Raw genomic sequence first — 12,067 nt, forward strand, 5'->3', positions numbered from 1 at the left:
GGCCGGAAGCCGAGGCCGGAGGTGCCCAGGCCGGAAGCCGAGGCCGGAGGTGCCCAGGCCGGAAGCCGAGGCCGGAGGTGCCCAGGCCGGAAGCCGAGGCCGGAGGTGCCCAGGCCGGAAGCCAGGAGCCAAAGCCGCAGGCCGCGGGAGCCGAGCCGTCAGCCGATGCCGCAGGCCGGAGCCGTGGCCGCCGGGAGCGGGTCCGGGGCGCCGATGCCGGGGAGGCCCAGCATCACTCCGGCGGGCTTGGCGGCGGCCTCCGTGGTGCGCTTCTCCCAGGCGTCGCCCGCGCGGGTGGACCGTACGGCGAGCGGCGTGCCCTCGGCGAGCAGGTGGTGCGGGGCCGCGTAGGTGATCTCGACGGTCACCACGTCGCCCGGCCGCACGGCCTTCTCCGGCTGGGTGAAGTGGACCAGCCGGTTGTCGGGGGCGCGGCCGGAGAGGCGCTGCGTGGCGCCGTCCTTGCGGCCCTCGCCCTCAGCGACCATGACGTCCAGGGTGCGGCCGACCTGTTTCTTGTTCTCGTCCCAGGAGATCTGCTCCTGGAGGGCGGACAGGCGCATGTACCGCTCCTGGACGACCTCCTTGGGGATCTGGCCGTCCATGTCGGCGGCGGGCGTCCCGGGCCGCTTCGAATACTGGAACGTGAACGCGTTGGCGAACCGTGCCTCGCGGACCGCGTGCATCGTCTGCTCGAAGTCCTCCTCGGTCTCGCCGGGGAAGCCCACGATGATGTCGGTGGAGATGGCGGCGTCCGGCATCGCGGCGCGTACCTTCTCGATGATCCCGAGGAAGCGTTCCTGGCGGTACGAGCGGCGCATGGCCTTCAGGATCGTGTCCGAGCCGGACTGCATCGGCATGTGGAGCTGCGGCATCACGTTCGGCGTCTCGGCCATGGCGGCGATGACGTCGTCGGTGAAGTCGCGGGGGTGCGGCGAGGTGAAGCGGACGCGCTCCAGGCCCTCGATCTTTCCGCAGGCGCGGAGCAGCTTGGAGAAGGCCTCGCGGTCGCCGATGTCGGAGCCGTACGCGTTCACGTTCTGGCCGAGCAGGGTGATCTCGGAGACACCCTCGGCGACCAAGGCCTCGATCTCGGCCAGGATGTCGCCGGTGCGGCGGTCCTTCTCCTTGCCGCGCAGGGCCGGGACGATGCAGAAGGTGCAGGTGTTGTTGCAGCCGACGGAGATGGAGACCCACGCGGCGTAGGCGGACTCGCGGCGGGTGGGGAGCGTGGAGGGGAAGGCCTCCAGGGACTCGGCGATCTCGATCTGCGCCTCCTCCTGGATGCGGGCGCGCTCCAGGAGGACCGGCAGCTTGCCGATGTTGTGCGTACCGAAGACGACGTCGACCCAGGGCGCCCGCTTGACGATGGTGTCGCGGTCCTTCTGCGCGAGACAGCCGCCGACCGCGATCTGCATCCCGGGGCGCTTGGTCTTCATGGGCGCGAGGCGGCCGAGGTTCCCGTACAGCTTGTTGTCGGCGTTCTCCCGTACCGCGCAGGTGTTGAAGACGACGACGTCGGCGTCGCCGTCGGAGCCTTCGGGGGCGCGGACGTAACCGGCGCCCTCCAGGAGACCCGACAGCCGTTCGGAGTCGTGGACGTTCATCTGGCACCCGTAGGTGCGCACCTCGTAGCTCTTCTGGACGTCCACTGCTTCGCTCCGGTTGCCGCTGCTCATGGGACAAGGGTAGGCGGTTGTCCGGCGGCGTCTTCCCGTCCCCCGGTCAGGCTTCCGCCGACCGCCCGCTGTGGGCCGGGCCTCACGGGGAAGCCTGGTCAGGGGGGCGGGTGAGCTGGCAGGATCGCGCGCATGTTCCACGCTCTGTCCCGATTCGGCCGCCGGCGCACCCTGCAGACGGGCGCCGTCCTCGCGGTCGTGCTCGGGCTGCTCGCGTGGTGGCTGCAGCCCCAGGGGGGCGAGGGGGATCCGAGCGGTCCGCTCACCTTCTCCACGGGCGTGCCCAGCGGCGTCTACCAGCGGTACGGGGAGCGGCTGGAGGGTGCGCTCGCCAAGGACATGCCGGAGGTGTCCATACGGCTGCGGACCAGCGAGGGGTCGCAGCAGAACCTCGCCCGGGTGGCGACGGGCGAGGCGGACTTCACCATTGCGACGGCCGACGCCGTGGCCACCTACCTGCGCGACGGCAGGCCGGGGGCCCAGCGGCTGCGCGGCTGCGTCCGGCTGTACGACGACTACGTCCAGCTGGTCGTCCCCCGCGACTCCGACATCCACAAGGCCTCGGACCTGCGGGGCAAGCGGGTGGGCGTCGGCCAGGAGGGTTCCGGGGTGCGGCTGGTCGCGGACCGGCTGCTGACGGCGGCGGGGCTCGACCCGGCCGAGGACATCACACCGGTGCCGGTGGGCATCGACACCATGCCCGTACGGCTGACGCAGGGCCGACTCGACGCCTTCTTCTGGTCGGGCGGGCTGCCGACCGCGGCCGTGCAGGAGCTGTCGGAGCGCTTCGAGATCCGGCTGGTGCCGCTGGAGGCCGACCTGGTCGCGAAGCTGCAGGCGTCGACCGGCCCCACCCGCTTCTACCGGTCGGCCATGATGCCCGCCGACGCCTATCCGCAGGCCCAGCAGGGTCAGTCGGTGCCCACGGTCGCCGTCGCCAACCTGCTCGTCACGACCGACCGTACGGACGCGGCCATGACCGAGGCCTTCACCCGGACGGTGATCAACACCCGGGACCGGATCGGCCGCGAGGTCCACTCGGCGCAGCTGGTGGACCTGCGGACGGCGATCTACACGGATCCGCTGGACGTGCACGACGGGGCCAAGGACTACTACCGCTCGGTGAAGCCCTGACGGCTCCTCGTCGGGGGCGCGGTGTCTCCCCGCCCGTGGATCTCAGCCGACCGGCCGTTCGCGGGGCACCGAGACGGTCACCCGCAGGCCGTGCGGTGCGTGGTGCTCGTACGCGATCGAGCCGCCGCCCGCCGCGAGCAGCACCCGCGAGATGGAGAGGCCGAGGCCCGACCCGCTGACGTTCTGATGGCGAGTGCTGCGCCAGAAGCGGTCCCCGACGCGTTCCAGCTCCGCTTCGGTGAGGCCGGGGCCCCGGTCGGCGACCACGACGGTCGTCGCGTGGGTTCCGGCGGTGACCGTGACGGTGACGTCCTCGCCGGCGGGGGTGAACTTCAGGGCGTTGTCGATCACCGCGTCCAGGGCGCTGGAGAGCGCGACGGGGTCGGCCCACGCGGTGGCCGCCGGGGCTCCGTCCAGGGTGAGCCGCACGCCCTCCCGGTCGGCCATCGGGCGCCAGGAGGCGACCCGCTCGGCGGTGAGCGGGACGATGTCGGTCAGCTGGAGGTCCGCCTCGGCGTGCTCGGCCAGCGCGAGGTCCAGGAGGTCGTCGAGGACCCGGGCCAGCCGCTTGCCCTCGGTGCGTACGGCGGCGATCTCCTCGCTGTCCTCGGGCAGTTCCAGGGCGAGCAGTTCGATGCGCAGGAGCAGCGCGGCGAGCGGGTTGCGCAGCTGGTGCGAGGCGTCGGCGACGAAGGCGCGCTGCTGTTCCAGCACGTCCTCGACGTTGTCCGCCATCTCGTTGAAGGAGCGGGCCAGGTGTCTGAGCTCCGGCGGCCCGGCGGAGGCGGCGACGCGGGAGCGCATGCGGCCGCCGGCGATGTCGCGGGTGGCCGCGTCCAGGGTCCGTACGGGCAGCAGGACCCAGCCGGTGAGCCGGACCGCCGCACCGACGGCCACCAGCAGGGCCAGGGCTTCGCCGAGGCCGATGAACAGCCAGGTCCGCAGGGTCCGGGAGCGCATCTCGCCGGTGGGCGAGTCGATGACGACCACGGCGACCACGTCGCCGTCGCGCACCACGGGCGAGGCGACGACGACGCGGCCGTCGCGCCAGGGCCAGACCTGCGGCGGGTCGTGCGAGCGGCGGCCGAGCAGCGCCTCGTTGAACGCCGTGCGCCCCTCACCCTCGACGGGCAGGGTCCAGAAGCCGGGGGCCTTGGCCAGGGCCCGGTCGTCCCGGAAGAAGACGCCGGCGCGGATGTCGTACACCGAGGCGTAGACCTCCAGGTCGGTCTGGAGGGTGCGGCGGCGCTCCTCGCTGTCCGGGGAGGTGTCGGTGATGGACTGCGCGAGGGCGGCGAAGCGTGCGGTGTCGTCGATCCGGTCGATCACCAGGCGCTGCTGCTCGGCGGCGGCCACGCTGATGGCGAGCGGGATGCCGAGGGTGACCAGGACGGCAGCCATCAGGACGATGAGCAGCGGGAGCAGGCGGGAGCGCACCGGGAGACGTACCCGCCGGTTACGCGGACGGCGCGACGAGCCGGTAGCCGACGCCCCGCACGGTCTCGATCAGGGCGGGCAGCCGCAGCTTGGAGCGCAGGGAGGCGACGTGGACCTCCAGGGTGCGTCCGGTCCCCTCCCAGCTGGTGCGCCAGACCTCGCTGATGATCTGCTCGCGGCGGAAGACGACGCCGGGGCGCTGGGCGAGGAGGGCCAGCAGGTCGAACTCCTTGCGGGTGAGCTGGACTTCCTCCCCGTCGACGCTGACCCGGCGGGTCGGCAGCTCGATCGCGACCGGCCCGAGGCGCAGGGCGGCGACGGGGGTCGGCGCGGTGTCCTCGCCGCTGGAGGTGCGCCGGGCGACCGCGTGGATACGGGCGAGCAGCTCGCCGGTGTCGTACGGCTTGGTGACGTAGTCGTCGGCGCCGAGGTTGAGTCCGTGGATGCGTGAACGCACGTCGGCGCGGGCGGTGACCATGATGACGGGGGTCGCGGTGCGCTTGCGGATCTTGCCGCACACCTCGTAGCCGTCCTGGTCGGGCAGGCCGAGGTCGAGGAGGATCACCCCGAAGGGCTCCTTCTCGGCGGGCAGCAGCGCGCGCAGGGCCTCTTCGCCGTTGCGGGCGTGCTTCACCTGGAATCCGTGCCGGGCGAGCACGGCGGACAGGGCCGCCGCGACATGGTTGTCGTCCTCGACGAGCAGCAGTCTCATGGCCCTCCTCTCCGTGTCTCCCGGGGCCGGTCGGCTCCTCGGGCTCTTGGGTGCAACCGTTGCACGGTGTCACCGGGTGTTATCTCACGTCCCACCCTGTTTCACCCGGGAGATCTTCTTGGTGGTCTCCCGTTCATCGACGCTTCGCGTCGACCTCGCTCAAGGCATCCATGCCGATGAACGGCACACCAGTCAAGAGTCTGCCGGTTACAGCAGGGTTTCCGTTATGCACCCGGTACGCCCCCGGGGCGGCGCGTGGCGTCCTGTTCACGCGGAGTGTCCGGTTGCCGCCGGATCGTTATGCTCAATTTCCGCTCAGATGTAATGACGTTGGTCGCACTGCGTCATTAGTGTCCTTCTTCAACCGAGGAGGACGGAGCAAGAAGCCGATGAGCGGAGTTTCAGTGACCAAGGACGCCGAGGATGCCGCGCCCGCGGCGAACGACCTGGTCGTACTGAGCGACGTCAACAAGCACTTCGGCGCGCTGCATGTGCTCCAGGACATCGACCTGACCATCGCCCCTGGCGAGGTCGTGGTCGTCATCGGGCCTTCCGGGTCCGGCAAGTCCACGCTGTGCCGCACGATCAACCGCTTGGAGACGATCGATTCGGGAGCGATCTCGATCGACGGCAAGCCCCTGCCCCAGGAGGGCAAGGAGCTGGCCAGGCTGCGTGCCGACGTGGGCATGGTCTTCCAGTCGTTCAATCTCTTCGCACACAAGACGGTGCTGGAGAACGTCATGCTGGGCCAGATCAAGGTCCGCAAGGCCGACAAGAAGGCGGCGGAGGAGAAGGCCCGGACCCTGCTCGATCGGGTGGGCGTCGGCGTACAGGCCGACAAGTACCCGGCGCAGCTCTCCGGCGGCCAACAGCAACGCGTCGCGATCGCACGGGCTTTGGCGATGGACCCGAAGGTCATGCTCTTCGACGAGCCCACATCGGCGCTCGACCCGGAGATGATCAACGAGGTCCTCGAAGTCATGCAGCAGCTGGCCCGGGACGGGATGACGATGATCGTCGTCACCCACGAGATGGGCTTCGCCCGTTCCGCCGCCAACCGCGTCGTGTTCATGGCGGACGGGAAGATCGTCGAAGAGGCGACGCCCGACCAGTTCTTCAGCAACCCGCGCAGCGACCGGGCCAAGGACTTCCTGTCGAAGATCCTTCACCACTGACGACAACGACCTCCGACCTAAGGATTGTTCACATGAAGCTCCGCAAGTCCGCCGCCGTCGCGGCCATCGCCGTCCTCGCCCTGACCGCGACCGCGTGTGGTGGCAAGGAGGGTTCCGCCGGTGACAAACAGGGCGGCACCCAGCCGGGTGCCTCCGGCGCCCCCGAGCTGCCCAAGTACACCGCCGCCCAGGACGTCTCCCTCGACTCCCCGGTCTTCAAGAAGGCCAAGGAGCGCGGCAAGCTGGTCATCGGCGCCAAGGCCGACCAGCCGTACCTCGGCTTCGAGGACCAGGCGACCAAGGAGCGCTCGGGCTTCGACATCGAGATCGCCAGGATGGTCGCGGCCGACCTCGGCTTCTCGGAGAAGCAGATCGAGTGGAAGACGGTCGACTCCGGCGTCCGTGAGACGGCCATCTCCAAGGGCCAGGTCGACTACTACGTCGGCACCTACACGATCAACGACGAGCGCAAGAAGCAGGTCGGCTTCGCCGGTCCGTACTACAAGGCCGGCGCGGACCTCCTGGTGCGCGAGGACGAGAAGTCGATCACCGGCAAGGACTCGGTGAAGGGCAAGAAGGTCTGCTCGATCGTCGGCTCCACGCCGCTGCAGGAGATCAAGAAGCCCGAGTACGGCGCGAGCGTCGTCGAGCTGGCCAAGTACTCCGACTGCGTGCAGCAGCTGCTGACCAAGCAGGTCGACGCCGTCACCACCGACGACTCGATCCTCAAGGGCTACGCCGCCGCCAACAAGGGCAAGCTCAAGGTCGTCGGCAAGCCGTTCACCGACGAGCCCTACGGCGTCGGCCTGAACAAGGACGACAAGGTGCTCCGCGAGGCCATCAGCAAGTCGCTGGAGGACCGCGTCAAGGACGGCACGTACAAGAAGATCTACGAGGCCACCCTCGGCCTGTCCGGCTCGGACTTCGTCGACCCGCCGGCCATCGAGCGTTACTGACGCCCCCGGGCGCCCGGCACCGTCGGGCGCCCCGGTGCCGACCCCCGTCACGCCGCCCCGCGAGTGACCCGGGCGTCCCGTACACCGCCGCCGTCCGCCTCTTTCCGGGGACGGCGGGCGTAGGGGGCGCTCCTTCCCCTGCCCCGATGCCGATGACCGCCGACGCGGAGACCTCATGAACGTACTGCTCGACAATTTCCCAGCGTTCCGCGACGGCTTCATAGGAACTGTGTCGATCACCGCCGTCAGCTCGCTGATCGCCCTGGTCCTCGGTGTCATCGTCGCGGGATTCCGCGTCTCGCCGGTGCCGCCGCTGCGGTACTTCGGCACCGCGTGGGTGACGCTGATGCGCAACACCCCGCTGACGCTGCTCTTCCTGATCTTCTTCTTCGTGGTGCCGGAGATCCTCTTCCCGGGGATGAGCCCGTTCGTCCTCGGCTCCCTGGCCCTCGGCTTCTACACCTCGTCCTTCGTCTGCGAGGCGGTCCGCTCCGGCATCAACACCGTGCCGCTGGGACAGGCGGAGGCCGCGCGCTCGATCGGCATGACGTTCGCCCAGACGCTCCAGATCGTGGTGCTCCCCCAGGCGACGCGGACGGTGATCCCGCCGCTGAGCAGCATCTTCATCGCACTGACGAAGAACTCCGCGATCGCCGGCGCCTTCAGCAACACCGAACTCTTCGGCTGGCAGAAGCTGATGAGCGACAAGGGGTACGACATCGTCCCCGTCTTCATCTGGGTGGCCCTCGGCTACCTGGTCGTCACGTTTACCATCAGCGGCCTCTTCCGGCTGCTGGAGCGTCGTATGGAGGTCGCCCGATGAGCGCCAGCGTTCTTTACGACGCCCCGGGCCCCAAGGCCGTCGTCCGCAACCGGATCTACGCCGTCGTCGGCAGCCTCGCGATCGCGGCGCTGATCGTCGTCAGCCTGCTGCGCCTGGCCGACAAGGGCCACTTGGCGCCGGAGATGTGGGACATCTTCAACTACGCGGGTATCCGGCAGAACATCGCCGACGCCGTGGTCGCCACGCTCAAGGCCTTCGGTCTGGCCGCGATCGGCTCGCTGGTCCTCGGCGTGCTGCTCGCGGTGGGCCGGCTCTCCGACCACCAGCCGATCCGCTGGGCGGCGACCGCCTTCATCGAGCTCTTCCGCTCGCTGCCGCTCCTGATCACCATCTACGCGATCTGGGTCGGCTTCCTCACCGACTACTCGATGTGGGCGCTGGCGGCGGGCCTGTCCATCTACAACGGCTGTGTGCAGGCCGAGGTGCTGCGGGCCGGGGTCAACTCGGTGCCCAAGGGCCAGAGCGAGGCCGCGTACGCGCTCGGTATGAGCAAGACGCAGGTCATGACGACCGTTCTGATGCCTCAGGCGGTCCGGTCCATGCTGCCGACGATCATCAGCCAGCTCGTGGTGACGCTCAAGGACACCTCGCTGGGCTTCATCATCCTGTACCCGGAGCTGCTCCAGACCGCGCGTCTGATCGCCTCCAACACGCAGGTGAACGGCATCTACCCCTACGTCTCCACGACCATCGTCATCGGCACGATCTACATCGCGATGTGTCTGCTGCTCTCGGCGCTGGCGACGTGGATCGAGAAGCGCGGCCGCCGGGCCAAGACCGGCATCAAGGTGGCGCCCGGCGTCCAGACCGCCGAGATCCCCACGGTGGAGGCCGTTCCCGGCCCGAACGCGGGGGGCGCAGGGGGCGCGGGCCCGACGGCCGACGGTGCCGCTGGGACCGGTGTGTCGAAGGACTGACCTCCCCGGGGGCTCCCCGGCCCCTCATGCCAGGAGCATTCGAGGCAGCGGCGCACGCGTCGCTGCCTCGGTCACTTGACGCAAGCACCACCAGTGGGTTGCATACGTTCTGTGATCACGCACCCGGCTACCTCTGCCACGTTCCGCATGACCGTACGGGCCGGAGGGTACGCGCCGTGGACCCGGTGATCGTCGTCGGCGCCGGGCCCGTCGGCCTGACGCTGTCGCTGGCCCTCGCCGCCCAGGGCGTCCCCTCGATCGTCCTCGACGAGGGCCCCGGCGCGGAGGAGCCCCGTCCCGCGCGCACGGTCGTGCTGCGCGAGGACACCGCCGACCTGATGGGCCGGCTCGGCTGCCGGGAGCTGGACCGGGTCGGGCTGCGCTGGGCCGGCTGGCGTTCGATGCGCCGGAAGCAGCTGGTCCGGGACGTGCCGCTGAGCGGAGGCCGGGCGGACGAGGGCCCCGAGCCGCTCTCCGGGCTCCTTCCCTCGCCGCTGCATCTGCCGCAGCACGAGCTGAGCGATGCGCTGCGGGCGGCGGTGGACAAGGATGCGCTGGTCCAGCTGGTGCCGATGAGCCGGATCGACACGCTGGAGCAGGACCCCGACGGCATCACCGTGCACACCAGGGAGCCGGGAGCGACCTGGTGGCGCGGGAGTTATCTGGTCGGCTGCGACGGAGCCCGGTCGACCGTGCGCAAGCTGCTCGACATCCGCTTCCCCGGTCGTACGTCGGTGGAACGGCATGCCGTCGCAGCGCTCCGGGCCGAACTGCCCTGGCCCGACGAGGCTGTTCTGCACCGGCAGCCTCCCTGGCGGAGCGGGGGCGCCGAGGTCTCCGCCCGACCGCTGCCGGACGGCGTCTGGCGGCTGGACTGGTTGCTGCCGCCGCGCGGCGATCTGGTCACCCCCGAGGCGCTGGTCGCCCGCATCCGGGACACCCTGGCCGGCTGGTGCGGCGAGACCCCGGCGTACGAACTGCTGGACACCGGCGTCCACACGCTCCACCACCGGCTCGCCCGGCGCTGGCGCAAGCAGCGCGCCTTCCTGGCGGGGGACGCGGCGCACCTGCTGGGCGCTCTGGGCACGCAGGGACTCGACGAGGGGGTCCGGGACGCGGAGAACCTGGCCTGGAAGCTGGCGTACGCCTGGCACCACGGCCCGGCCGAGCGTCTGCTCGACAGCTACCAGGCGGAGCGGCGGGCCGCGGTGGCCGCCCGGTTGCGCGCCGCCGATCAGTCGCTGCCGATACTGCGCGGCGGAGGCGGTCTGCGGACCCTCGTCCCGGGCGCCGCACGCGGGCACGACACCCTGCTCGCGGACGGCCATCTGGGCCGCGGAGCACTGGGTGCGCCCCCTTCGTACTCGCACTCCCCCCTTTCGCCTACGCACGCCGGGGCGCACACCGCGGTCGGTACGCCCCCCGGTGCGCCGGTCGCCGATGTGACGGTGACGGCGCCGGACGGGACGACGGGGCGGCTGCGGGAGCGGCTCGGGCAGGGCCATCCACTGGTGATCCTGGTCGCGCCGGGGACCGGGGTCTGGGACCGGCGGCACTGGCAGACCGCGGGCATCATGCCCCGCCTCACGGACGCCGTGGCGGCGCTCCCGGGGACGACGGAGCTGCTGGTCACCGAGAGCTATCCGGGAGCATCGGCCCATACCGTCCTGCTGGTCAGGCCGGACGGGCATCTGGTGGCGGCCTTCGGCGGCGTACGGCCGGCGGAGCTGCTCACCGCGGCACAGGCCGCGCTGGGGGGTGCGTCCCGTGGTGGGCGGGACCGCGGGCCGGAGGAGGACGAGGAGAGCGAGGGCCGGGAGAGCGGCGGCCGGGAGAGCAGGGGCGAGAAGGGGGCCCGGGCGCGGATTCACGCCGAGGGGACCGCCGGGCACCGCTGACCGGTGGTCCGTCGTCCGCCGCACCTGTACGTCCGCTGTACGTCCGCGGCGGACGCACATTGACCGTTACGGGCACGCGTGGTGTACTCCAGATCATGACCGACACCGATGTGCGCCTGTGGCGGAGGGTCCATATGGACCTCGTCCGTTACGCGGGCTGCGTGTGTCGCCCGTCCTGCTGAATCGCCCCCCTCTGCCGGTCCGTGCCGCTTTCCGCACGGCCGGAACCCCGCGCGAACTCTCAGGACGGTCCTCGTGTCTTCCGCTCACTCCGCCGTGCCCATGGCCGGCTCGGCACCTTCTCCTTCTTCCCCTGTTTCCTCCGCTGCCGCTGACGCTGCCGCTGCCGCTGCCGCTGCGCCGACGATCGCGGAGCTGCTGGAGTTCGTCCGCCGCACCGCCGGGGACGAGGCGCTCATCGCCTCGTTGCCCCTTGATCCGGAGGGCCGCACCTGGATCCGGCTCGACGGCCCCGGCGGCAGCGAGGCGTGGCTGATCGGCTGGCCGCCCGGCACCGGTACGGGCTGGCACGATCACGCCGACTCGATCGGCGCGTTCACCACGGCGGCCGGTGCCCTCAAGGAGCACTCGCTCGCTGTGCGGCTGCCCACCGACGGCTGGAAGACGCTGGAGCTGACGGACGGCGTGGACCGGTCGAGGGAGCTGGCGGCCGGTCAGGGCCGGGCCTTCGGGCAGAACCACGTGCACGAGGTCCTCAACGAGTCCGAGGACGTGCACGCGATCTCCGTCCACGCCTACTACCCGCCGCTGCCGCGGATCCGCCGGTTCAGCCGCACCGGTGCCGTGCTCCGGCTGGAACAGACCGAGAGCCCCGAGGACTGGCAGTGAGCGAGAACCGAAGCACCGACGCCCCTGCCCCGGTGGGCATCGACGAGTTGCTGGAGCGGGTCAGGGCCGGCTACGACCGGATCGACGCGCGCGAGGCCGCCGCGGCGGCGGAGGCCGGGGCCCTGCTGGTGGACATCCGGTACGCGGCCCTCCGCGACCGGGACGGACTGATCCCGGGCGCGCTGGTCGTCGAACGCAACGAGCTGGAGTGGCGGCTCGACCCGCAGGGCAGCCACCGCGCGCCCGAGGCGGTCGGCCATGACCTCCCGGTCGTCGTCATCTGCAACGAGGGGTACGCCTCCAGCCTCGCGGTCGCCTCGCTGCGGCAACTGGGGCTGCACCGGGTCACCGACCTGATCGGCGGCTTTCAGGCGTGGCGCGCGGCGGGACTCCCGGTCGCCTCCACCTGACACCCGGCCCCCGCAACCTGGCAGCAGAAATCTGGCGCCCGGCACCTGAGCTCAGG

12 protein-coding genes are annotated in these 12,067 nt (G+C 70.9%); 9 read left to right on the forward strand and 3 right to left on the reverse strand.

The window, feature by feature from the left end:
* Positions 1 to 158: 158 nt before the first annotated feature.
* A complete protein-coding gene (gene miaB / locus ACFWM7_RS27690) occupies positions 159 to 1,679 on the reverse strand; it encodes a tRNA (N6-isopentenyl adenosine(37)-C2)-methylthiotransferase MiaB (protein ID WP_356566414.1) in 1,521 nt (506 codons plus the stop codon).
* A 132-nt stretch (positions 1,680 to 1,811) separates the two neighbouring features.
* On the opposite strand from miaB, the gene ACFWM7_RS27695 reads away from it, so the two are divergent.
* A complete protein-coding gene (locus ACFWM7_RS27695) occupies positions 1,812 to 2,813 on the forward strand; it encodes a TAXI family TRAP transporter solute-binding subunit (protein ID WP_383265370.1) in 1,002 nt (333 codons plus the stop codon).
* Positions 2,814 to 2,855: 42 nt separating this feature from the next.
* On the opposite strand, the gene ACFWM7_RS27700 is transcribed toward ACFWM7_RS27695, so the two are convergent.
* A complete protein-coding gene (locus ACFWM7_RS27700; RefSeq protein WP_383265373.1) occupies positions 2,856 to 4,250 on the reverse strand; it encodes a sensor histidine kinase in 1,395 nt (464 codons plus the stop codon).
* 19 nt (positions 4,251 to 4,269) lie between these two features.
* Positions 4,270 to 4,962: a response regulator transcription factor gene (locus ACFWM7_RS27705; RefSeq protein ID WP_383265376.1), complete on the reverse strand. Its 693-nt coding sequence runs from the start codon at positions 4,960 to 4,962 to the stop codon at positions 4,270 to 4,272.
* 389 nt (positions 4,963 to 5,351) lie between these two features.
* Between ACFWM7_RS27705 and ACFWM7_RS27710 the strand changes: the two genes are divergently transcribed.
* The 8 genes from ACFWM7_RS27710 to ACFWM7_RS27745 all read left to right on the forward strand — a co-directional run bounded on the left by ACFWM7_RS27710 (position 5,352) and on the right by ACFWM7_RS27745 (position 12,011).
* Entirely contained in the window at positions 5,352 to 6,137 is a 786-nt protein-coding gene (locus ACFWM7_RS27710) for an amino acid ABC transporter ATP-binding protein (RefSeq protein ID WP_205084408.1), read from the forward strand.
* Between the two features lie 32 nt (positions 6,138 to 6,169).
* On the forward strand, positions 6,170 to 7,093 hold the full coding sequence (locus tag ACFWM7_RS27715) for a glutamate ABC transporter substrate-binding protein (RefSeq protein ID WP_383265379.1): 924 nt from the start codon (positions 6,170 to 6,172) through the stop codon (positions 7,091 to 7,093).
* Positions 7,094 to 7,268: 175 nt separating this feature from the next.
* On the forward strand, positions 7,269 to 7,916 hold the full coding sequence (locus ACFWM7_RS27720) for an amino acid ABC transporter permease (RefSeq protein ID WP_383265382.1): 648 nt from the start codon (positions 7,269 to 7,271) through the stop codon (positions 7,914 to 7,916).
* Positions 7,913 to 8,854 carry an amino acid ABC transporter permease gene (locus tag ACFWM7_RS27725; protein WP_383265385.1) on the forward strand — a complete coding sequence of 314 codons (942 nt, stop codon included), beginning with the start codon at positions 7,913 to 7,915 and terminating at the stop codon, positions 8,852 to 8,854. The genes ACFWM7_RS27720 and ACFWM7_RS27725 overlap by 4 nt, the downstream gene beginning before the upstream one ends.
* Before the next feature lie 176 nt (positions 8,855 to 9,030).
* Positions 9,031 to 10,752 carry an FAD-dependent monooxygenase gene (locus ACFWM7_RS27730; RefSeq protein WP_383265388.1) on the forward strand — a complete coding sequence of 574 codons (1,722 nt, stop codon included), beginning with the start codon at positions 9,031 to 9,033 and terminating at the stop codon, positions 10,750 to 10,752.
* Between the two features lie 95 nt (positions 10,753 to 10,847).
* The gene (locus ACFWM7_RS27735) at positions 10,848 to 10,934 is read left to right on the forward strand and encodes a putative leader peptide (RefSeq protein ID WP_311605579.1); all 87 of its coding nucleotides are present in this window, start codon (positions 10,848 to 10,850) and stop codon (positions 10,932 to 10,934) included.
* A gap of 73 nt (positions 10,935 to 11,007) precedes the next feature.
* Positions 11,008 to 11,601 carry a cysteine dioxygenase gene (locus ACFWM7_RS27740; RefSeq protein WP_383265390.1) on the forward strand — a complete coding sequence of 198 codons (594 nt, stop codon included), beginning with the start codon at positions 11,008 to 11,010 and terminating at the stop codon, positions 11,599 to 11,601.
* A complete protein-coding gene (locus ACFWM7_RS27745) occupies positions 11,598 to 12,011 on the forward strand; it encodes a rhodanese-like domain-containing protein (protein WP_383265393.1) in 414 nt (137 codons plus the stop codon). The genes ACFWM7_RS27740 and ACFWM7_RS27745 overlap by 4 nt, the downstream gene beginning before the upstream one ends.
* Positions 12,012 to 12,067: the final 56 nt, after the last annotated feature.

The sequence above is a fragment of the Streptomyces sp. NPDC058375 genome, from assembly GCF_042723425.1.
Taxonomy (GTDB): domain Bacteria; phylum Actinomycetota; class Actinomycetes; order Streptomycetales; family Streptomycetaceae; genus Streptomyces; species Streptomyces durocortorensis.